The 22,889-nt window shown below is 48.6% G+C and carries 14 protein-coding genes; 3 read left to right on the top strand and 11 right to left on the bottom strand.

Annotation, left to right across the window (positions count from 1 at the left end; genetic code table 11):
• Positions 1-100: 100 nt before the first annotated feature.
• From peaD (QZZ54_RS12635) to peaA (QZZ54_RS12620), 4 genes are all read right to left on the bottom strand, one after another.
• On the bottom strand, positions 101-1,243 hold the full coding sequence (gene peaD, locus QZZ54_RS12635) for a quinohemoprotein amine dehydrogenase subunit beta (RefSeq protein ID WP_290703049.1): 1,143 nt from the start codon (positions 1,241-1,243) through the stop codon (positions 101-103).
• Between the two features lie 18 nt (positions 1,244-1,261).
• The gene (qhpC, locus tag QZZ54_RS12630) at positions 1,262-1,588 is read right to left on the bottom strand and encodes a quinohemoprotein amine dehydrogenase subunit gamma (RefSeq protein ID WP_019620180.1); all 327 of its coding nucleotides are present in this window, start codon (positions 1,586-1,588) and stop codon (positions 1,262-1,264) included.
• A 1-nt stretch (position 1,589) separates the two neighbouring features.
• Entirely contained in the window at positions 1,590-3,023 is a 1,434-nt protein-coding gene (gene peaB, locus QZZ54_RS12625) for a quinohemoprotein amine dehydrogenase maturation protein (protein WP_290703048.1), read from the bottom strand.
• A gap of 79 nt (positions 3,024-3,102) precedes the next feature.
• Positions 3,103-4,701, bottom strand: coding sequence for a quinohemoprotein amine dehydrogenase subunit alpha (gene peaA, locus QZZ54_RS12620; RefSeq protein ID WP_290703047.1), 1,599 nt, complete (start codon positions 4,699-4,701; stop codon positions 3,103-3,105).
• Positions 4,702-5,194: 493 nt separating this feature from the next.
• Between peaA (QZZ54_RS12620) and QZZ54_RS12615 the strand changes: the two genes are divergently transcribed.
• Positions 5,195-6,694, top strand: a complete 1,500-nt coding sequence (locus tag QZZ54_RS12615) for an aldehyde dehydrogenase family protein (RefSeq protein WP_290703046.1) — start codon at positions 5,195-5,197, stop codon at positions 6,692-6,694.
• Positions 6,695-6,748: 54 nt separating this feature from the next.
• Here QZZ54_RS12615 and QZZ54_RS12610 read toward each other — a convergent pair whose 3' ends face one another.
• From QZZ54_RS12610 to peaA (QZZ54_RS12580), 7 genes are all read right to left on the bottom strand, one after another.
• Complete coding sequence (locus tag QZZ54_RS12610; RefSeq protein ID WP_290703045.1) at positions 6,749-8,140, bottom strand: tryptophan 7-halogenase; 1,392 nt, start codon at positions 8,138-8,140, stop codon at positions 6,749-6,751.
• Positions 8,141-8,142: 2 nt separating this feature from the next.
• The gene (locus QZZ54_RS12605) at positions 8,143-8,874 is read right to left on the bottom strand and encodes a peptidase S8/S53 subtilisin kexin sedolisin (RefSeq protein ID WP_290703044.1); all 732 of its coding nucleotides are present in this window, start codon (positions 8,872-8,874) and stop codon (positions 8,143-8,145) included.
• A 1-nt stretch (position 8,875) separates the two neighbouring features.
• Positions 8,876-10,606, bottom strand: coding sequence for an ABC transporter ATP-binding protein (locus tag QZZ54_RS12600; protein WP_290703043.1), 1,731 nt, complete (start codon positions 10,604-10,606; stop codon positions 8,876-8,878).
• A gap of 101 nt (positions 10,607-10,707) precedes the next feature.
• Positions 10,708-11,844 (bottom strand): quinohemoprotein amine dehydrogenase subunit beta, encoded by a 1,137-nt coding sequence (peaD, locus tag QZZ54_RS12595; protein ID WP_290703042.1) that lies wholly within the window; start codon positions 11,842-11,844, stop codon positions 10,708-10,710.
• Positions 11,845-11,855: 11 nt separating this feature from the next.
• Positions 11,856-12,182: a quinohemoprotein amine dehydrogenase subunit gamma gene (gene qhpC, locus QZZ54_RS12590; RefSeq protein ID WP_290703041.1), complete on the bottom strand. Its 327-nt coding sequence runs from the start codon at positions 12,180-12,182 to the stop codon at positions 11,856-11,858.
• On the bottom strand, positions 12,183-13,616 hold the full coding sequence (gene peaB, locus QZZ54_RS12585; protein WP_290703040.1) for a quinohemoprotein amine dehydrogenase maturation protein: 1,434 nt from the start codon (positions 13,614-13,616) through the stop codon (positions 12,183-12,185).
• Positions 13,617-13,676: 60 nt separating this feature from the next.
• Positions 13,677-15,272: a quinohemoprotein amine dehydrogenase subunit alpha gene (peaA, locus tag QZZ54_RS12580; protein ID WP_290703039.1), complete on the bottom strand. Its 1,596-nt coding sequence runs from the start codon at positions 15,270-15,272 to the stop codon at positions 13,677-13,679.
• Positions 15,273-15,613: 341 nt separating this feature from the next.
• Here peaA (QZZ54_RS12580) and QZZ54_RS12575 point away from each other — a divergent pair, with 341 nt between their 5' ends.
• Both QZZ54_RS12575 and QZZ54_RS12570 read left to right on the top strand, forming a co-directional pair.
• Positions 15,614-16,336: a response regulator gene (locus tag QZZ54_RS12575; protein ID WP_290703038.1), complete on the top strand. Its 723-nt coding sequence runs from the start codon at positions 15,614-15,616 to the stop codon at positions 16,334-16,336.
• Between the two features lie 3 nt (positions 16,337-16,339).
• Positions 16,340-22,726, top strand: a complete 6,387-nt coding sequence (locus QZZ54_RS12570; RefSeq protein ID WP_290703037.1) for an AAA family ATPase — start codon at positions 16,340-16,342, stop codon at positions 22,724-22,726.
• The last annotated feature ends 163 nt before the right edge of the window (positions 22,727-22,889 follow it).

The following is a 22,889-nucleotide window of genomic DNA, read 5'->3' as shown; positions in this document are numbered from 1 at the left end:
TAGGGTTAAAACCTTATAAAGTAGTTCTTCAGGCAAACGTCCCCCGGACAGCTTCATCTGAAGCTGCCTGAAGGAAAGTGTGCCAATTAGAGAGGGTTGTTTAGCGAACAAATACCTGGGCAGTCGTAGTGGACATATCACCACCGGGAAGCTCGATAGTATTCAGACGTTCTAGAGTATCTCCATCGAATACTGCAACATGGTTATGGGTACCCGCCAGATAGACTTTACTGCCGGTCTGGTTAACGGTGACACAATAGTAGGAGTGGTCCAGTTCCGCCGCTTTTAACAACGTCTGTTTTTCGATGTCATACTTGGCCAGCCGGTTAAGGACACCATACATAATATTGGAATCCTTAGGCGAACGGGTGCCGGTGAAATACAGCTCGGTGATCGGACCGAAATCTTTGGTTTCTGTTTCGCCGGTTTCCAGGTTGATATTGAAGTATCCATAGAGCCAGTCAGCGGTATTCAAGTCTTCAGAGCCTTCCTGAAAGCGTGCCGTGGTGTAAAGGATGGTGAAGTCTTTAGTTGGCGTTTGCACCGCCCAGACGTTAAGCACATCTGGCTGGACATAACGCTCCCGCTGCCAGTTACGACTTGGAACGGCCACCTCGTATTTACCAGTTTTGACATCCATTTTGTAGATGTCTGCACCGGCCATATACAAACCGCCATCTTTACCTACCTGCATAGCCGTCACAAGTCGCGGCGAAGGGAACATACGAGCAGGTTTCGCATCTAAACCTGCATCGGTGTTGTACACCGCCAGACGGGGCGGCTGCACAACATAGTGGTCGCGCTCCATTAGTGTCGGATTCTGTACCGTGTACAGCTCTTTACCGTCATAACTCAGCGCAAAGGCATAGATTGTTTTGGTCCGCTCTTTTTTGCTTTGCGCCATCTTTGCATGGAATGTTACATCGCAGGTGTCCATATCCACACCGTAGATATCTTCATAACCGTTATTCAGGATATAAGCGGTTTTTTTATCCGGAGCGACCTGTAGTGCACCGGGACCAAAACGTCCCGGCATATCACAGGTTTTATAGACAGTCTCGCTCGCCAGATCCAACACATGCATCTGGTTTGGATAGTTCGCCACCACCATGTATTCGTTGCCTGACTTAAGCGCAGGCCCTTTTGCGGCAGTAGCAACACCAGTAGTGAGTGTTGCTAAACCTAACGTCAGCGTCGTCAGCATCACAGTCATGCTGCGAGGAAGCATTTTTCTTTTTCTCATCGTTAGCATCCTGTTTAGTTAGTCTTTATCAGCAGGGAACACGGTTCCCAGGTTGCGCCAGTTATCAGCAGAATTAGCTGCTTTTTCATTCCAGTCTGGATAGGTGTTCATCATGTCCGGTACCTGTGCAGGCCACCAACATGGATCAGCACAACCATAGAGATCAGATTCCATCGGCTGACAGAGGGAGGTGACGCCACCAAAGGCATCAATTTCCCAACCTGGGTCGGTGGTGGCAGTACAACCAGCGATAGACTGCATCGCTACGACTTCTTCTACCTGATCTTCGGCAACGGCCTTAGTCAGAGTGTGTGCTTTATTATTAACAGGCTTGAGATGCTTCATATCAGTGAGCCCTCCGGGGAGATATGTAACTGTCGATAAAGGCCGGATTTTCGGCCATGATGCGGCTGTAGACTTCGATACCGAAATCTACCCAGTCGCGCATCAGATCGCAGTAGTGATAAACAGGTTGAGTAGGGTCTTCAAAACGGGCATAGCTTTCGTGATAGCAGCCACCGGAACAGAGATTACGGATGCGACAACTTGAGCAGCCGGTATCGGTACGATCCAGGCGCTGTTCGAGGAAACCGCCCAGACGCTCTTTATCGATACCGGTCTGTACATCGCCAAAGGTACCCAGTTCAGAACCAGTAAACCGATGACAGAGGTTTAATCCACCTTCGTGATCAACCGCCAGTAATGCCACACCCGCACCACAGGGCAACGCTTTCTTATTGCCTTCATGGAGATCGGTAATCAGCTGATGCATATTGGAAAAGCCGATATTACGGTGCTCCAGTGCGGCTTCTAGATACTCTTTACCCAGCACTTTCATGTTGTGGAAAACATCAATCAACTCCTCATCACTGAGGTTGTAATAGCTGATATCACCGGAGGTCACCGGCGCAAAACCGACTTCAGAAAAGCCCAGTTCATTAAATAGATGGTCCCAGATCTGGCGCACATCGGTCACTCCTTTAGTCAGGGTAACGCGGGCACCGATCGGACGGGCACGAAAGCGGGATAAAAGCATTTTTGCTTTACGACTCACCACATCATAAGTCCCCTGCCCACCCACGGTGATCCGGTTTTTATCGTGGATCGCTTTTGGCCCATCCATACTGACTGAAAGTCCAAAACGGTGTTCATTAAGCCAGTCAGCAATATCTTCCGTCAGCAAGGTTGCATTGGTGGTCATCGTGAAATCCACCGGTTTACCCAGTTCAGCAAAGCGCTGTTCCGAGTAGGCGACGACATCCTTAATCAGTCCGAAATTTGACAACGGCTCACCCCCAAAGAAGACAATGTTATAGCGTGCTTCGTTGGGTGATTCCGCAATCAGCATTTCGATCGACTGCTTAGCGGTGTCGAACTGCATCTTCTTGCCTTCAGAAGGCTTATCCAGATCCTCCTTATAGCAGTAGCTGCAGCTGAGATTACAACCGGTGTTCACATTCAACACCAAAGTATTGAGCGGAAACTCGGTGATCTTTTTCAACGCAATCTCAGGCGTCAATGGCGAACCATCACTCACCAGTTCCAATGCAATCAGTTCTTTCAGCGTTTCAGCCACCTGATCCATCGGAAACTGCTCTGATAACTCACCAATCAACTGCTCTGCTGTTTGCTGAGGTCTATTACGCAGCTGGTCAATTAACTGCTTGGTCAAGCCATCCAGCTCAAACAGACTGCTGGAAGGTATATGGAACAACATCTGCCGTGAACTAACAGCAACCAGATGTAGATTCTGCTCTACCAGATTCAATTGGGCGCCCATAGAACGACCCTCCTCACTATTATTATTTTCGTGATGCTGCACAGGTTCACAACATCCCTCTTGAGTAGTCAGGAACTCCTTATGGAAGTGGAGGATTATTCCAGCGCTGTATAGTAACGATCATCTGACCTTCAGCACTCAGAGCATTAGCGCCTTCCATAACCTCAGCAATCACTTTCAGATTACCGGCATTATTGGTCGACATGCGACGCTCTGGGTTCGGCCCTGAACCTGCCGTGGTAAACAGACCAGATTTTTCATCCATACGTCCGGCAAAATGAGTATCACGATCCGCTTCGGCCTGAGCATCGAATGGCTCGACATGCCATTTAGCAGGAACAAAACCGATGCGCATATCATCCTCTGTTCCAGGCTCACCATCCGCGCCATTCATCCACGCTTCCGCTTGGAAATGAGCGTTATATTTAGGTGTGGAACCTCCGTTGCCACCGACTCGCGCTACCGCAAAGTCAGGTACAACTTTCACGCTATCGATCTGGTCATAAACGTTAAGCACAGCACCCTCGGCCTTGCCCGCTTTAACATCGCGAGAACCTGGCTTAGCTGTAGCGTTCGCCGTTACCTGAACAACAACTTTGTTATCGTCCCGGTACATTTCGCTAACAACTTTAATGCCGTCGCCCAGTGAGATTTTTGTACCCAGGCCTGCGCCTACGATGGTCAGCACTTCAGTGCTACCTGCGCGGATATACCCAGGTTGGATAGAAAGAAGTTTTGCCTTACTGCCGGTACGAATCGCTGAGAAATCCATCCCCGCTTCATCGTGCACCGCTTCAAACATACGGCCAGTGAGCTCAGATCCATCAGCAGACAGCGCAAATACCTGACGCATTTTTACGCCATCAACAGCCAGATTGGCTCGCCACTCATAACCGGTATAAACGATAGCTGTGCCACTACCTTTCAGTGCAGAGCCATCAGCGTACTCACCCTCGATGCTAACTTTGTACTGGTCATCCTTACCACCGGAGACAGACATTACACCTCGAACATCACCTTTCCCGGCTATCTGGGCACTGAAGCTCCAACTACCGCTGACAGGGACACTCTTAACGCTTTGCCACTTGTCCCAGCTAGCAGACTGAAGTGGGAAATCTGCGGCGAGTTCAGGCACCATCTGTTTGAATGCCAGATCCATCCAGTCACGGTCCCGTGACATCGCCTGATACTCCAGCGTTGGCCACTGTCCCAGATGGAAATGAACCAGATGTTCCCATTCTGACGCCGGACGGCGCTGCAGTTTCACCCGCGCACCGGAGTGGCAACGGGAACACATCTCTTCAAAACTGGTAGATTCAAAGCTTTCCATGGTATTCAAGCGTCGTTCCATCGCGTAGCGGGAGCCTTCAGTTTCTTCCGGCGCCAGACCTTGCTTATCTGCAAAATATTTCACCAGCGTACGTCGTTCGTCATCCGTTACTTCAAGACCATGCATCACCTGCATTCTGGCGATTGTCATCAACCAACCTTCAGGGGTTTTCCGCTGATGACTCATACGACTCATCTGCAGTGGTTCGGCCTTCTCTTCGGTATGGCATGCCACACATTTATTCTGAATAATGGTTTCAGCATCACTCGCCTGTACGGCTCCTGTTGGCAAGATCATCCCCGCCAGCAGAAGCCCACCCGTCAATCGGGGTAGTTTAAATTTCTTCATCAAGGCCAGACTCCTTAGTTGTTGTTTATATCGTTGAGCAGCTGAGCGCAGCCCAAAGTTCTAACCTGTAGAAATACAAAGCACGGCTTATGCCAATATAGATAATTTCTTATTTTTCAAAGACGTAGAAAAAAATAGGGGTAATCCTTTAGATAAATAACAGCTTGCACTGTTTTATTACGCAACACCGCTGTTCAGAAATGCAACAGTCCGGTAAAAGTGAAACTGAATCAGCCCAGCCACTCCCTCTCACTTAGTTGTAAAGCCTGCACAAACTGACTTATTTTTTAACACCCTGTCTCATAGTAAAACACTGAGGAGACTCCACCCCCTACCCAAACAAATCAACATAATCATTATAAATCAATGAATTAAGATCATTTACACACTCTGGCACAGCACTTGCCATATATAACTACTAAGTGTCGGGTTGCCTGAGCAGTATCCAGGTATCTCAGTCTCTATAATTACAACTATAAGTAGGTTTATACATATGAGTGATTCACAATTCTCACCATCGGCTGCTGCACTGGACTTTATTCAGCATCCACATAAATGTCTGATTGGAGACCAATGGCTGAACGCCGAAGATGGCCGAACCCTTGCTGTTATCAACCCAGCGGATGGTGAACAGATCACCACGGTTCCCAGTGGCAATAAAGCGGATATCGATAAAGCAGTAGCGGTAGCCCGTAGAACTTTTGAAGATTCTGACTGGAGCCGTATCAAACCGGTAGATCGCCAAAAGCTATTGTGGAACTTCGCCGATCTGATTGAAAAAAATGCAGGCCTTCTGGCAGAAATTGAATCACTGGATAACGGCAAGAGCGTGGTTATCGCTGAGCACGTCGATATTCGTCTGGCCATTGATTTCCTGCGCTATATGGCTGGTTTTGCGACTAAGATCGAAGGCAGGAGCGTTGATGTATCAGTTCCCTTTATGCCGGATGCACAGTTCCACGGCTATACCCGCCGGGAAGCGGTCGGAGTAGTGGGTGCGATTGTCGCCTGGAACTTCCCTCTGCTACTGGCTTGTTGGAAGCTGGGTCCAGCACTGGCATCGGGTTGTACTGTGGTACTCAAACCGGCTGATGAAACACCCCTCACCGCACTAATGTTGGGTAAGCTGGCACTGGAAGCAGGTTATCCACCGGGCGTTCTAAATGTTGTAACCGGTACGGGTATCGAAGCAGGCTCAGCCCTGGCGCACCATCCGGATGTCGATAAGCTGACCTTTACCGGCTCTACCGAAGTAGGCAAACTGATCGGTAAAGCCGCGATGGATACCATGACCCGGGTCACCCTTGAGCTGGGAGGTAAGTCCCCCACCATCGTACTCGAAGATGCGGATATGCAGACCGCGGCGGCAGGTGCTGCGAATGCAATCTTCTTCAATCAGGGACAGGTATGCTGTGCCGGCTCCCGTCTCTATGTGCAGAAGAAGCATTTCGATAATGTTGTCGCGGATATCTCTGCTATTGCCGATGGTATGACACTGGGTCACGGCCTTGATCCTAACTCACAAATGGGCCCTTTAATCTCGGCGAAACAACAGAACCGCGTGTGTAATTACATCGAACAAGGTCGCAGCAGCGGCGCGACTATAACCGCAGGTGGCAGTGCTATAGCAGGCCCTGGTTTCTATGTTAAGCCCACCGTTATGGTTGATGTTAATCAGAATTCTAGTGTGGTCCAGGAGGAGATCTTTGGCCCGGTTCTGGTAGCAATGCCATTCGATGATATTGAAGAGGCCGTACGAATCGCCAACGATAGCCAATACGGACTAGGCGCAAGTATCTGGTCGAATAACCTATCTCAAGTACATCGGATGATTCCCCGGATTAAGTCAGGTTCAATCTGGGTGAACTGCCATACCGCACTTGATCCGGCATTGCCTTTTGGTGGCTATAAGCAATCCGGTCTGGGCCGGGAGATGGGTAGCGATGTCATTGAACATTACACCGAGGTTAAATCGGTACTGATGAGTATTTAACCTTGAACAACCAGTAAAAAAAACCCAGAAAAAAGGAGGCCTAGGCCTCCTTTTTTAGTTTTTATTTTCCGCTCTTAACCAACCATTTTGATATAACCAGCGAGTCAGCCCTACGGCATTTTCAGGGCTCATTCCTAATTGAGTTTGCAGGCAGGATTGCGGACTTGTTTCTAGCTCTTTCTGCTGTAGTACGCGCACCACCGGAGCCATCGGAATGCCATTCAGGTGCCAGATACCCAGAGGCTGATCATTGGTAATCACCACCTCATGTTCCTCTATCAGGCCGTTGTTAACCACCGGCATCTTCACCACTTTCAGAGAATCAGGGTCAGTTTCCTGATGCAGTGGTTCACTGTCAGGCCAGTTTCTGCGGGTAGCCCAAAAGGGGTTATCCCACCAACGCTCTTCAGAAGCGTAAAAATCACGTCCAATACGAGCAAAACGGTGAAACAGGTGATCAACCCGTTGTTGATAAAACTGTTTCGCTAACCCAGCACTTTCTGAACGCTGCAGCAGTGTATTGATCACTGCAGGCGCTTGCAGTGCACTGGATAGCGCCTGAAAAATACCATTACCAGAAAGCGGATCTACCGCCATCGCGGCATCCCCTACTCTGATCCAGTTGTCACCGACCGCTTCGCGGCACAATATCGGCGTACTGGTACGGGCATGGATAATACCGGTCGGCTGAGCATTCTCCAAAAAGGGCTGAGCGCTGGACAGCGTTTCTAATATTCCATTACAGTGATCAATCAATCCGGCTTTATCCGGCAGATTGGCGGAAGCCACATCAAATGTCAGCTGCAGATAGCGCGTGCCATCCGACCAGGCTGCCATCCAGGCCCAGCCATCCTCAAAACTTTCAGCGGCAGACTGCGGTTTACAGGGCTTTCCCTTCCAATACTGCAGCAGGGAAACGGTTTCACTCCCGCGCAAACGTTCAAGTCCGCCTCCCGGTGCACTTCGCCCACGGGCTTCAACCAGAAAATCAGCCTTTAACGAATCAGCATCAGACTCTTTAAGCAGGATAGAAAAACCTCTAACTTCCTCACTCACTTTAGCCACTCTGCCATTAATGACGGTAACACCTGCCGCCTGTAGATCCTTGCAGATTCCCTTGTCCAGTTCACTGCGGTTAATCAGCATCTCGGTATTCGCGCTGTTAGTTGCACCGTTCCAGCTGGCCACCCGTGGAGAGGGATCAGGCAGATTCGCCAGCGCCAGTTTAAACCCGGCATTGCGCAGCCCTTCTAACACCCGCTCAGAGATCCCTTCAACCGCTTTGAAGGGTCTTGGTTCCGCTATTACTGTCACTTCATAGCCAAGAGCTTTCAGCCCTAGAGCAGCTGCACCACCGGCAGGCCCTCCGCCTAAGACAACAATATCAGCCTTGTTAATACAGGCTTTGTTACTAAGATCCTTATTAATAGAGGTCTTATCTTTCACTCTTACTGCCCTCCACTTCTCTGTTCTTTTGAACCGGGTGGAAAGCGGACTTCAACACCAAAGTAGTCCGCCTGAGTTTCCAGCCAATGGGACACAGAGTTCAGATCAGTGGCACCCCCTGCGCTTAGATAGCGACCAATATGCCCCGTTAACTGGGCACACCCGGCACTCGCGCCAATGACACCATTACGGGCTTTAACATAGCCACCAAAATCTGCATATTGAGTTTTCAGACAGGAAAGCTGCGCTGGCCCTGTACATCGGGCATCACCGGTCATACGAAAGACACCGGGATACGCCGAGGGGTAAACTGGATCGCCTTTAGCGGGAGAAGAGGCACAGATAATAACCCCGGCTTTAATCGCGTTCTCGCAGGCGACTCCCAGAATGTCACGATCATTCCGCAGCCCCAGACTCAAATTAATCAGATCGACCTGTTGTTCCACTAACCAATCTATTGCCGCAGCCACCTGCACCGGTGTGGTAGTCAGTCGTTCGGTAAAAATCTGAGCGATAGCAAACTCAGCCAGAGGTGCCTGCTCTGCGATTACCTCTAACAGAGCAGAACCGTGTCCAAGCTGATCATTAATTACTGGTGCTAAAATAACACCCTGATCAAATCGGAATGCCTGTGAGGCAATAACTCGATCGACTCCAACGGGCGGTGATGGCTCAAAACCATAACCGCTGTCTACAATACCAATAGCAACTCTACCGGTTGTCTTCAATCCCATATTACTCAGCCTCAGGCAAGGTATTCTCGGCAACTAACAGACCATTGTTTAACTCTATTCGCAGATCTACACCGCTTAGTGTTGAAGCCCTGTGACTAATCAGGATGCGAGTCTTGCCGGCAAAGATACGATTCACATTAGCGATCACTTCAGCTTCAGTAGATTCATCCACCGCAGAGGTTGCCTCATCCAATATAAGGATTGCCGGCTTTTGCAGAATCGCCCGGGCAATCGCCACCCGCTGCTTCTGGCCACCCGACAGTTGGCTGCCACGCTCGCCTAATGGTGTTTCCAGCCCCATTGGCAGGGATTCGATCAACTCAGTTAACTGTGCCTGATCTGTAGCAGCCTGCACCTGTGCATCACTGGCTTCGGGTGCGGCATAACGAATATTCTCCATCAAAGTGCCACGAAATAGAGTAATTTCCTGGCTTACCAAAGCAACCCGCTTGCGCAGTTCCATCGGTGCCAGTTGTTTAAGATTTACGCCATCTATCAAAACACGCCCCTGTTCGGGATCATAATAACGCATCAGTAGGTCAATCAGGGTGGACTTACCCACGCCGGAAGGCCCGATCAGCGCAATACTTGCCCCCGCGGGAAACACCGTACTAGCATGATTAAGAATAGGCTCATTTCGACCCTGATAACTAAAACTAACCCGATCAAAGCAGATCTCCCCACGCATATCATCGGCTAGCGTAGCCGGATGTTCCGGGGCGGTTATATCCGGCTCTGCACGGCGCAAATCCATGACCCTATCCAGACTCACTGACATTCGCTGAATCGCTACATACAAGCCAAGAAGGCTTTGTACCGGACCGGTAGCCATCCCCAGATAGCTAGAGAAAGCAATCAGAGAACCCAGTTGCCATTGCCCCTCTATCACCCAGTAACCGCCGATCAAAAAAGCAGTTGCACGGGTCAGAGAGGTCAGGGTTCCGGGAATAGCCTGGGTAAAAAATTCGGTGACCTGTAGCTTTAATAAGTCAGTTAGATAACTATCGCTCAGACGATTCAGCTTACGGGATTCCCGTTTTTCCTGGGACACCGATTGGATAAACTTCATCGCTGGCAAGGTTTCTACCAAAAACGAGCTAAGATCGGCTGAACGCTCACGAATAATCCGGGCCTGACGCTCGACTTTACGACGCATCCAGCGTAACCAAAGTATTTCTAACGGAATCAGTACCAGTACCAGCAGCGATAGTTTCCAGGACAGGGTCACTAGTAAAACCAGCGCTCCCACCAATCCCAGCACACTGCTGAGAGCGGAGAACATGCTATCGACAGCAAAACGCTGAATCTGGGATACATCACCATCCAGACGGGAAAGAATATCGCCGATCCGACGGCCACCAAAAAACTGTGGCGACAAGGTTTGCAGATGTTCATAGAGGTGTTCACGCAAAGAGAAGAGGATCTTGCCTGACAACTGAGTGTGCAGGTAACGAGTAATACCGGATAGTCCGGTACTGATAATCCCAACCAGAATCATCGCTACCGACATAGTCACTAGCATGCCGTAATCTTTTGCTAACAGGCCATCATCGATCAACAACTTGGTCAGCCAGGGTTGTAACAACACCAGAGCAGATGCAAATACAGACAGCAACATCAGGCCCATTATCGCCTTCGACTGTGGCCGGACAAAGGTATAGAGCCAGCGAAACGCGTCTTCTAAACGCCCCCTATCCTGCCCATCAATTGCAGCACTTAACCATCTGAACATTAGCTTCTCTTTATTTCCAAACGTAAAAAGGGCTGTCATCGACAGCCCTTAGTGGTTAACCATTAACACCAAACATAAGGGTTAACCCTAAACTACATGCCTTAAAGTAGTCGTGCAATACGTAAATCTGAAGTAGACATATCACCTGTCAATTGGATCGATCCGATCTTCTCCAGCGTATCCGGATTATGAATGGATATATCACTTGAAGTACCACCAATATAGATGGTCCGGCTACGGTCCATATTGATGCTATAGAAGGTATGATCCAGATCTATTACATCAACAGTCTTATTCTGCGATAGGTCATGCTTAGACAGTTGATTGAAAGCGCCATAGAGAATATTGCTGTCATTCGGATCAGTAATCCAGTTGAATACAATAAACTCAAAAGGCACTGTTTCACGTTCATCAACCTCACCCGTTGCAATATCGATACGGCTCATGCCCCACCAAAACTCAGCCTGTTCCATATCACCCGGATCGCCATTCCACTTAATTGTGAAGTACGGCATGATGTATTCACCAACGTGTTCACCCTGAGTAAACATGGCAAACGCGTCTGGCGGAATCCAGTCTGCACCGCGAGCCCAGTTCTGCAGCGCACTCAACATTCGCACTTCACCGTTCACGGGATTGATCGCTTTAATGTCAGCCCCACCCAGAATCACTTCGCCATTTTTCATGGTCATGATTTTGGTAATGCGACGATCCACCGGAAAATTCCGTACCGATTTTGCATCCAGACCATCCGCTGTATTAAAGACGGCCAGGCGTGGCGCAAGTACTTCATAACGATCGTTCAGCTTACGGGTAGGGTTTTGCACCGTATACAGTTCTTTACCATCATTACTGATCGCCAGTGAGATAAAGGTTTTCACCTTTACACCGTTCTGGGACTGCTTAGCAGAGAACGTAATATCGCAATTAGTGATATCAAAGCCATAGACATCTTCGGCACCGTTGGTTAGTACATAGGCGATACGTCCATCCGGAGAGGGCTGAACCGCGCCGGTGCCAAATGTTCCAGGCACATCACAACTGCGCACAACCTGCTTGGTTTCAGTGTCAATCACATGCAACTGATTTGGGCGGGTTACAGTCAACAGGTATTCATGCCCATCCGCAGCCATACCATTGACCGACACAGCCTGATTCGCAGCACAGCCAGACATCAGAGTCACAGCCCCTGCAGCACACAATAAAGTGGCTGTTTTAAAAATGTTCGAAATATTCATCAATTACTCCGTTACTTCTGCTCTTCCGGAAAGATTCCTTCCAGCTTACGCCAGTCCTCATTAGCCTTGGATACATCCATAGACCAGTTAGGTTGGCTACTCATGGTGTCAGGCACCTGAGCGGGCCACCAGCAGGCATCGGCACAACCATAAAGATCTGATTCCATTGGCTGACACAGCGAACCCAGGCCACCAAAAGGATCAACTTCCCAGCCCGGATCATTAGTAGAGGTACAGCCGACAACAGACTGCATCGCTACAACCTCTTCTACTTCATCCGGAGAAGTAGTCTGATCGAGCATTTTCGCTTTTTTATTAAACGACTTTAGATGTTTCATTTAAGCACTCCTTCTAGGAGAGACATGAGCTTCAAAAAAGCCCGGATTCTCTATCATGATGCGGGTATACGCTTCTACACCGAAATCGACCCAGTCACGTAACAGGTCGCAGTAGTGGTATGAAGGTACGGTCGCATCACCGTATTTTGCGTAACTTTCGTGATAACAACCGCCGGAACAGATATTACGGATACGGCAGGTTTCGCAGCCGGTATCGGCTCGATCCAGACGGGTTTCAATAAATTCAGCCAGAGCCGGCTTATCCAACCCCTCGCTGACATCACCAAATAGTGGCTGATCAGAACCAGTAAACCGATGGCACAGGTTGATCCCGCCCTGGGTATCCACCGCCAGTAAACCGACTCCCGCTCCACAGGGCAGCTGTTTCTTGTTGCCCTCATGAATATCGGTCATCAGCATATGCATATTGCCGTAACCCAGGTTTTTGCCTTCCAGCGCAGCATCCAGATACTTGCGACCCAAACGCTTCATCCCTGCAAATACCTCGACCATTTCGTCAGCGGTGAGATTGAAGGAAGTGATATCGCCAGAGGTTACCGGACCAAATCCGACTTCGGAGAAACCCAGATCGTGATAGAGGTGATCGAAGATAGATTCCACATCAGTGATGCCTCGGGTCAGAGTAACCCGACAGCCAATAGGACGAGCGGTATAGCGAGACAGCAACATCTGCGCCTTTTTCTTAACCACATCGTAAGTTCCCTGGCCACCCACGGTAATCCGGTTCTTATCGTGCATCGCCTTAGGCCCATCCATCGAGATAGTCAGGCCAAAACGGTGCTCATTGAACCAGTCCACCAGCTCTTCGGTAAGCATGGTAGCGTTGGTGGTCATCGTGAAGCTCACATCTGCTTCCAGCGCTGCAAAACGCTCTTCACAATAAGCCACAACATTACGAATTAACGACATATTCGTCAGCGGCTCACCACCAAAGAACACCACATTGTACTGACGCTGGTCCGGAGACTCTTTTAGCATCATCTCCACCGACTTAACCGCTGTATCAAAGTTCATCTTGTCACCCTTAGATGGGGTGGTCAGATCTTCTTTGTAGCAGTAAGTACAGCTGAGGTTACAACCCGTATTGGTATTCAATACGATGGTGGTCAACGGAAACTGTTTCACCGGTTGAGGCTCATTATTAATCTGAGCCCAGGTACCCGCTTCGGCAATGATCTTCAGCGTCTTTAACTCTTCCAGAGTATCCACTACATCACCGGCATTGAACCGGCCATCAAACCGTTCACGGATCTGTGGTGCAGACACCTCTGCTTCCGAAGAGAACAGTTCGATAAGCTCTCGACCCAAATCATCCAGCTCAAACAAACTGCTGGTTGGCACATGGAACAACATCCGTCGTTCCGCCACATCTACGAGATGCAGATTGGGTTTTACCAGAGTTAAAGATCCCATAATCAACCTCTTTTCTTTATATCAGCAACAACGACAATTGGCAGTTGTTATCAGCTTCACTTACTGGATTGCGCGTTTGACAAACACAGGCACAGTCACCAGCAGATGCGCATCACCCTCAACCGCTTTATCACCATCCAGAACCTGAGCAATCACTTTCAGATTACCCACATTGTTGGTGGAAAACTTACGTTCAGGATTGAGACCGGCATCGCCCGGTGTAAACACACCATTGCCATCAATTGAGCCTGCGTATTTCAGGTCTTTCTCATGTTCTGCCGCTTCATCAAAAGCTTGCAGAGACCAGAGGGCCTGCATATAGCCCAAGCGCAAATCATCAGCGGTACCTGGCTGTCCATCTTTACCAGCACTGAATGCCAATGCACGATAGGTCGATTGCATCTTCGCAATATTCCCTCCATTACCTCCAATTCGGGCAATAGATTCATTCGGCAATACCTGAACGGCAGCAACTTCATCGTAAACAGCCAGTTGTGCTTTGGCCTTAGCCTTACCGACCGAAACATTACGCATACCTACAGAGGCTGAACCTGTCGCTTTTGCCAGGACCACGACCCTATCAGCATCACGGGAGAGGACTTTAACTACCTGAACACCGTTGCCTAGGCTCACACTGCCTTTAAGATCAGCACCGATAATGGTGATCTCCTTTTGCTGCCCTTGCTTTATGGCTGACGGTGACAACGCAACGACAGCACTACCATGGACGGCGGTCAGCTCACCACCAATCTCATCATGAGCACTCTGATACATCCGACCTGACAAAGAAGAACCATCTTCAGCGGCCGCCATCACCTGGCGCATCTTGATACCATCAATTGTCAGGCTTGCACGCCATTCGTAGCCGGCAAATACTTTTGCACTACCCTCGCCCTGCAATGGCGTACCATCGGCATAATGACCCTTCATAGAAACACTAAAGTTATCTTTAGACGTCTCTTTAGTCTGAAGAACAGCACTGTAATCACCTTTGCCCGGCATAAAGCCCGCAACGCTCCAGCTGCCATTCAGCGAAGGCTTAACCTTTGCTTGCCACTGATTCCAGGCGGGATCATTGAACGCATAATCAACCGCCAATTTCGGCACAACATCGTTATAGGCTATGTCATACCAATCCCGGTCCCGTGCCAGCGCATGCAGCTCAGTCGTCGGATTAATCGCCATATGCGTATTTACATGTAGCTGCCATTCACCCAGTGTCCGGCGCTGCAAGCCAAAACGAGCATTAGAGTGGCAGCGCGCGCACATCTCAACATACGCCGGGTCAACCTCTTCAACTACATTTGGCTTTTGCTCAAGTACATAACGAAACGGTGCGGTTTCAGAGGGAGCCAGTCCCTGTGTATCAGAAAGATACTTAATAACAGCCTGAACCTCGTCAGAAGAGATCACCAGACCATTCATACGTTGCATACGATTAAGCGTCATATGCCAGCCTTCAGGGGTCTTGCGCTGTTGGCTTATTCTGGAATATGGCGCTTCAGGGTTACCGGTATTGGTGTGACAAAGCAGGCATTTTTCCTGAATCAGCGTCTCACCATCCGTCGCCCAAGACGCCGCAGGGGTCAGCATAGTCCCCATCAGAGCCAGTGCACTAACACTAAGCAGTGCATGCTTGGATTTCTTAATTTTCAAGGCCAATCACTCCTGTAAGAATTTTCTTTGCAGCATCTGTCGCTATAAACCAGAACAGATGCAGGCCCTCATCTTTAATTTTTATATTCGCCGGTTTTCCGACTTACACTAACCTAACGGCCCGGTGTAAATGAGTTTCTGGGAATTTGTGCTAAGTTGTTTGTTAATGTAACAGGATGTAACGAACGCTGCATCAGCATCGTTATAAGCCTTTGTCTGATAAAGAATTTCTACAGTTTTCTATCCACGTAAGCTTTTATTTAGGATCACTGTCATCGGGTCTAACTGCTTGCTAGACTCAAGGCATTGGAATTATAAAATCACATTAATAGTTGCAGACCATGATCTCTCATACTGAACAGTCACATATCTTAATCGTAGAGGATGATTTTGCATCCCGCTCTTTGCTGGTCAGTTATTTCGAAAACGAAGGTTATCGGGTAAGTGAAACCGATCATGGCGAAAGCCTGGTTCAAAGGGTTATAGATGAAAATATCAACCTGGTGCTGCTGGATATCAATTTGCCTGGAAAAGATGGGCTTACCCTAACCCGCGAACTCAGAACCCATTCAAAAGTGGGGATTATCTTAGTCACCAGTAAAGGGGATGAAATTGATCGTATCGTGGGTCTGGAGCTCGGCGCTGATGATTATGTAACTAAGCCATTTAACCCCCGCGAATTGTTGGTAAGAGCTAAAAATTTGTTATGGCGGGTCACAGATGAATCCCCATCATCGGAAAGCCCAATTAACCGATTAATCCGATTTGAGGGCTGGACGCTGGACTGTAGTCGACGATTACTGGAAAGCCCTGAAGATGGATCTGAGCGCTTACCCGAAGGAGAATACAAGCTCCTCCATGCATTAATTACCAGTCGTGGACAGGTACTCAGCCGGGATCAATTAATGGATGCGATTCATGATCGTGAATGGACGCCAAATGATCGGTCTGTCGATGTCCTGATAGGCAGGCTACGACGTAAACTTTATGACAACCCTAACGATCCCCATTTCATACTCACCGCCCATGGAGCCGGCTACATGTTTGCCGGCGTGATCGGATAATTGATGAAGCATTTCCCGGGCTTTCAGATCCAGACAATTATTCACCGTGGCAAACACTGTACTGTCAGTCGCGCTCTTCGGGACAATGACCTTCAACCGGTCATCATTAAGCAACTCAACAGAAATACAACAACCCCTGAAGATATCGGCCGTTTTGAACATGAATATGAGTTACTTAGCTCACTGGATATTGAGGGAGTTGTTGCTCCACTACCCCTAAACAGTGTTGATAATCAGACAACTCTCATATTCCCTGACCGGGGCGGCCTTTCCCTTAGGCAGATGATGCAGAAAAAGCGCTACCCCTGGGAGCAGGTATTACCCATGGTGATCTGTCTCTGCGATCTATTGGGCCGGTTGCATAGTGAACGGGTTATTCATAAAAAGTTATCCCCGGACAATATCCTTTGGTTACCCGAAACCGAAGACGTTCAGCTGATCGACTTTGCTATTTCTACGAGGCTTACCCGGGAACAGGCCAGTTGGAATTCACAGCAACTATCCATCGATGATCTGCAATATATGGCACCGGAACAAACCGGGCGTATCAATCGACATATCGATTATCGCAGTGATTTTTACAGCCTGGGCGTCGTGCTGTATGAGATGTTTTGCGGACGCCCTCCTTTTCGGGGAGAAGATCGACTACAACTCATTCACTGCCATATAGCAAAACAGCCCAAAGCGCCGAATGATATTAATCCAGCATTACCTGAGATGCTAAGCAGAATCATTCTGAAACTGATGGCCAAGGATGCATCAGAACGATATCAGTCAAGCTTCGGTATCTCAGAAGATCTTAAAAACTGCCTTAATTGCTGGAATCAGCAACAGGACATTCCACTCTTTAACCTGGCCCGCAAAGACATCTCTGAACACTTTTCCGTACCCCAACGTCTTTATGGACGCGCGGCAATTATTCAGAAGTTACGCAATAGCTTCGATCATAGAGCGGCGCAAAGTCAGGAACTAATACTGATTACCGGCTATGCGGGAATTGGTAAATCAAGTCTTGTTCACGAACTACGCCACTATATCCATGAGCAAAACGGACGTTTTATCAGTGGTAAGTTCGATCAGTTTCGCCGCAACCGGCCCTACTCAGGAATATTTCTCGCATTGCAGGGGCTCATCAGACAGCTATTGACAGAGAGCGACCAAGATATCTCTGTCTATCGTGATCTTATTTGTAAAGCACTGGGGCAAAGCGCTCACACCCTTATAAGTCTGGTACCGGAACTTGAACTGATCATTGGAAAACCATTAACCTCTCAGCGGCTGTCTATCTTTGAAGAACAGAATCGATTCTCTCTGCTGGTAAAAGCACTCATAAGCGCATTTGCAACACCCGAAACCCCACTGCTTCTGTTTCTCGACGATCTTCACTGGGGAGACCTGGCATCTTTCAACCTGATATCCTCTCTGTGTGAAGATGGAGATATGTCTAATCTACTGATTGTCAGTAGTTACCGTGATCAGGCTGTCGGCCACTCACACCCCCTGGCACTGACAATAAACCGATTAAAACAGGGAAACTGTCGCATTAGCGAGATACTCCTTGAACCGCTGAACAACACTCAAACGACCCGATTGATCGCAGATACCTTACGCACCGAGCCTCAGCATTGCACAGAGCTGGCTCAGATATGCATGGAGAAAACTCAGGGAAACCCCTTCTTTTTAATCCAGCTACTCTACTCACTGCATGACGAAGGACTAATCAGTTTCCATCAAAACCGCTGGCAATGGGACGAAACTAAGATTCAATCACGGGAGATGAGCGATAACGTTATCGACCTGATGGTCAGTAAGATTCAAAAACTCTCAAACGAAAGTCAGAAAACCCTGCAAATGGCCGCCTGTATCGGTAGCCCTTTTGATCTTAATACCCTGTCGATTGTATTAGAACAAAGTGAAAGCGACACTACAGAGAACCTGATGGATGCCGTTCGTGAAGGCTTATTAATCCCTTTGGATATCAACTACGCCAGCAGTTCTGGCTTAACATTTGATCGCCACCGGTTTCGCTTTATACATGACCGTATTCAACAAGCCGCCTACTCTCTGATTCCGGAAAACCTGCGACAAGAATTACACCTGAAGATCGGCCGACTTCTGCAGCAGCGCGTTTCAAATAAGCACAAGATTCCGGTATTTGAGGTCACTAATCACCTGAACAGTGCCCGAAACCTGATCGAATCAGAAGATGAACTGATAGAGCTAGCTTCGCTTAACTGTCAATCAGGTATACAGGCACTGGATTCGGCCGCCTTTGATGCTGCCCAGGAGTATTTTCAGACGGGTATTGAATTACTCTCAGACGACCGTTGGCAACAACATTACGATCTCACATTAACGCTTTATACCAGTGGCACAGAAGCCGCTTACATTAGCTCCCAGTTCGAACAGATGAACTATCTGATCGATCAAGTCATTGAGAATAGCAATAACATTCTGGATCAGGTGAAAGTCTATGAGATAAGAATTCAGTCTCATGTCGCCAGAAATCAGTTCGAGCAAGCGATGCAAGTTGCTCTGCAAGTGTTACGAATGCTGGGCGTTGAGCTGCCCGTCAAACCCAGTAAAAGACAGATCTGGCAAGGAGTGCTTCGCACCCAATGGCTGTTGCATCGTCGCAACCGGGAGCAGATTCTGGAAGCCAAACCGATGCAAGACCCCTACGATCTGGCGGCACTATCGATTCTGGCCAGCATGTTCGGGGTGGTAAAATTTTCCAGTTCTGCCCTGCGCCCCTTGGTTATGGCTAAAGAAGTAGAACTCACACTGACCCGAGGTTTGACAGCACACTCCTCGATGGCCTTCGCTGGATATGGCGGTATTTTGTGTGGTACATACTCAGCAATAAATCAGGGTTATGCGTTAGGCAAAATCGCCATGGAGCTTGATCAGCGTCAGCCGAATAGACTGATTCATCACCGAACTAGTTCTCTGTTTGACACCTATGTACGGCACTGGAAAGAACCCCTAAACCTATCGCTTGAATCTTTGCTCGACGGACATCAACAAGCTTTGGACTGCGGAGATATCGAATGGGGCAGTTACTGTCTGGCAGCCTGGATTCAGTTTTCGTTTAACCAGACTAATAATTTCGCAGAACTAAAGCCCACCATAGAAAATCACACAGCCTGCCTGCGACAGTATGGGCAAAAACAATCCACACAATATTCGCTGCTGGCCCTACAGGCGATTGATAACCTGTTGGGGAATAGTGATGATCCAACCCGCTTATTTGGAGACTTCTTCAACCAGCAATTACTAGATGAAATCCACCAGGAAGATCATCGTACAGCGATCTGTCTCTATCACTATCACAGTGCAACACTCTGTTTTATTATGGGGGATTATCAACAGACACATCACCATTGTGAAACAGGTAGCCCCTACCTACCCCACATCGGAGGAACCTTTACCGCCCCTTGCTTTGAATCCATAATAGCGCTTTCCCAGATAGCGCTTATCCCTGAAACCAGTATTTTGCAGCAAAGCCAAAAGCTGAAAAAAGCACGTCAAATTCTGCGACGATTCAAACGTTGGGCACGCCATTGTCCAGAAAACCATCAACATTTTGCATACCTTCTACAGGCCGAGCTGTACCGCGTTAATCGCCATTTCAGTAAGGCGATGGATTTTTACGATAATGCGATCGATGCCGCCCAGAAGAACCACTTTTACCTTCAGGCCGCCCTTGCCAGAGAGATGGCAGGTCGTTGCTACCTGGAATGGGATAAACAGAATATTGCCCGCACCTATCTTAATGAGGCCTGGAACGGCTACCTCCACTTACAGCTCAAACCAAAACTACACCAACTACAGACGCAATACCCTGAGCTATTCGGCGGTCGCAATCTCAGCGAGAAAAACAACAACACGCTTGTTAGCGTCGATCAAGCTGAGCATTTCTCCAATCAACAACTGGACACCATCTCAGTTATCCGTTCGTCCCAAGCTATTTCCGATGAAATCGTACTTGAAAAACTGCTGGGCAGACTAATGGCACTAGCGCTGGAAAGTGCCGGCGCCCAGCGGGCAATCCTTATTCTTAAAGAAAAAGGCAACCTCTATATTGAAGCGGAAACCGTGCTTGAAAGAGCACCCCAGTTTTTTAACAGTCTGGCTCTGGACGACAGCACAACATTGCCGGTTAGCATTGTTCACTACGCCGCCCGCACCAAAGAGATTGTGGTACTCAGTGATGCCCATCGTCACGAAATGTTTATGCAGGATAGTTATATCCGCAAGCATAAACCCCGTTCGTTACTTTGCATGCCGATTTTGTATCACGGTGAACTAACCGCCCTTCTCTATCTGGAAAATAACCAAAGTCGAAATGTATTTGACCCTTCCCGAATGGAAACCCTGCAAATTCTCTCGGCACAGGCGGCAATCTCCATCGAGAATGCAAAACTTTACTCAAGTCTGGAACATTCAGAGCAGGAATTCCGCTCACTATTTGAAAATACCGTAGAAGCTATTTTCAGAGCGAGTGCACAAGGTCACTTCATCTCAGCCAATCCCGCCTTAGCTGAATTACTCGGTTACCGAAACCCGGAGGAATTTCTCAATACCATTACAGATATTGGTAGTCAGTGCTTTATCAACAGCCAGGACCTGCATCAGTTCCTGAATCTTTTATCTGATGATAACCGGGTGACGGGGTTCGAAACCGAGTGGCAACGGCGGGATGGCTCGCCGGTCAATGTCTCCATTTCGGCACGAAGAGAGCTAGATGACCAAGGTAAGCCGGTCTACTACGAAGGCTCTCTTACCAATATCACCGAGCGTAAAGCAAAAGAGCAAGCCCAGCTAAACCTTCAAAAATCGGAAGCCGCCAGTCAGGCGAAGTCTGAGTTCCTGGCAACAATCAGTCACGAGATAAGAACGCCTATGAATGGCATTCTCGGTATGGCTCAGTTGCTTGAGAAAGGCCACCTTCTCCCTGACCAACAGCAACAAGTAAAGGCAATCTATCAATCCGGGCAGACTCTATTGTCGATCCTCAATGATGTACTGGACTTTACCAAAGCAGAGGCCGGCCAGGTCGAACTGGACCAGGCTCCCTTCTCTGTCAGTCAGGTACTCGATGAACTCGAACTGATGCTACGACCAATGATGCTGGAAAAACACCTGTCATTTGAACTGAACATCCTTGACCCTCTACCCGACACGATCTTCGGTGACCGGCGAAGCCTGGGACAAGTTTTGATGAACCTTTGTGCCAATGCGATTAAATTCACCCAGCAAGGTTTCGTTAAAATATCAGTCAAATGCACCCTAACCGCTGAATCGGCAACCATCAGTTTTATTGTTGATGATAGTGGTATAGGTATTCCTGAAGAATCACACCACCGTATTTTTCAACATTTCTCTCAGGCGGACTCTTCTATTACGCGTCGCTACGGCGGTACTGGCCTGGGTCTTGCTATTAGCAAAAAAATTGTTGAACTTCAGCAGGGACAGATCGGCTTCAGCAGCACCGAGGGGCACGGCAGCCAGTTCTGGTTCAGTATCCCCTATGTATTAACTTCTGCAGACCAAAGCGATACTCCCGCGGTGTCAGCACCAAAACCCGGGCACCCCCTGCATATTCTCTTGGTCGAGGATACGGTCATCAATCAACTGGTTGCTCAGGGGCTACTGGAAAGTGATGGCCACCAGGTCGACATTGCAGAAAACGGTTATACCGCCCTGCAAAAGCACAATCAGAATAACTATGATCTGGTACTCATGGATATTCATCTTCCCGATATGGATGGCATGGAAACCACACGCCGAATACGGGCACACCTAAGCCCTAAAAAAGCCAATATAAGAGTGATAGCACTCACCGCTAGCATTACCGAAGCGGAGATCAATAACTATCATGCCGCTGGCATTGATGCGGTGGTTGGTAAACCGCTTCAGTATAAAGAACTGCAGCAGTTAATTGGCAAACACAACACTATTCTGGGAACCTCTAATCCTGTGATAACAATTCCTGTTGAAGAAAAGTCCGATAAAAAGGCTATTTCCTCCACCCGTAATGACGCCCCACTGCTGGATCAGCATCTGGTTGACCAGCATTGCTCCATGCTGGGCCGGGCGAAATTTACCAAGTTGATCGATCAACTACAGCAACAATGTGAACAGCTGACAGATAAGATAGAAGAGGCACGTCTGCAGCGTAATGACAGAGAATGTCGAAACATTGCTCACCAATTGGCAGGGGCATCTGCGAATTTTGGCCTTCTGGCCCTGTCTCTAAAATCTAAAGCATTGGAAGAGGAAAACGAAGCGGTAACTGTGAGTACAAACGAAGAACTGAAAAACCTTCTGGGTATCAGTCTGAAAGAACTACGCCAGCATACCCAACAGGACAATTCAGACAGCTAAGAGAGTGCATCGCTTAGATAAAAAAGCCCCTCGAGCGAGGGGCAAAACTTCCGTTTATAGCCAGGAAGCAAGCGCACGGGTACCTCCCGGCAGGTGAGAAAGAACCAATAAGAAGTTCGTCGAACTAACTGACCAAGTAGTACGCATTGCTCCGTTTCAATAG

Source organism: Amphritea sp. (genome assembly GCF_016744155.1).
Lineage (GTDB): Bacteria > Pseudomonadota > Gammaproteobacteria > Pseudomonadales > Balneatricaceae > Amphritea.
The sequence above is the reverse complement of the archived record's forward strand: the minus strand, read 5'-3'. Positions and strand labels throughout refer to the sequence as shown.

What these genes read in the sequence shown, in the direction of transcription:
- qhpC (WP_290703041.1), bottom strand. Translation starts at nt 12,182, where the DNA reads ATGAAACATCTAAAGTCGTTTAATAAAAAAGCGAAAATGCTCGATCAG.
- QZZ54_RS12575 (WP_290703038.1), top strand. Translation starts at nt 15,614, where the DNA reads ATGATCTCTCATACTGAACAGTCACATATCTTAATCGTAGAGGATGAT.
- peaB (WP_290703048.1), bottom strand. Translation starts at nt 3,023, where the DNA reads ATGGGCGCCCAATTGAATCTGGTAGAGCAGAATCTACATCTGGTTGCT.
- QZZ54_RS12570 (WP_290703037.1), top strand. Translation starts at nt 16,340, where the DNA reads ATGAAGCATTTCCCGGGCTTTCAGATCCAGACAATTATTCACCGTGGC.
- QZZ54_RS12600 (WP_290703043.1), bottom strand. Translation starts at nt 10,606, where the DNA reads ATGTTCAGATGGTTAAGTGCTGCAATTGATGGGCAGGATAGGGGGCGT.
- peaA (WP_290703047.1), bottom strand. Translation starts at nt 4,701, where the DNA reads ATGAAGAAATTTAAACTACCCCGATTGACGGGTGGGCTTCTGCTGGCG.
- QZZ54_RS12605 (WP_290703044.1), bottom strand. Translation starts at nt 8,874, where the DNA reads ATGGGATTGAAGACAACCGGTAGAGTTGCTATTGGTATTGTAGACAGC.
- peaB (WP_290703040.1), bottom strand. Translation starts at nt 13,616, where the DNA reads ATGGGATCTTTAACTCTGGTAAAACCCAATCTGCATCTCGTAGATGTG.
- qhpC (WP_019620180.1), bottom strand. Translation starts at nt 1,588, where the DNA reads ATGAAGCATCTCAAGCCTGTTAATAATAAAGCACACACTCTGACTAAG.
- QZZ54_RS12615 (WP_290703046.1), top strand. Translation starts at nt 5,195, where the DNA reads ATGAGTGATTCACAATTCTCACCATCGGCTGCTGCACTGGACTTTATT.
- peaD (WP_290703042.1), bottom strand. Translation starts at nt 11,844, where the DNA reads ATGAATATTTCGAACATTTTTAAAACAGCCACTTTATTGTGTGCTGCA.
- peaD (WP_290703049.1), bottom strand. Translation starts at nt 1,243, where the DNA reads ATGAGAAAAAGAAAAATGCTTCCTCGCAGCATGACTGTGATGCTGACG.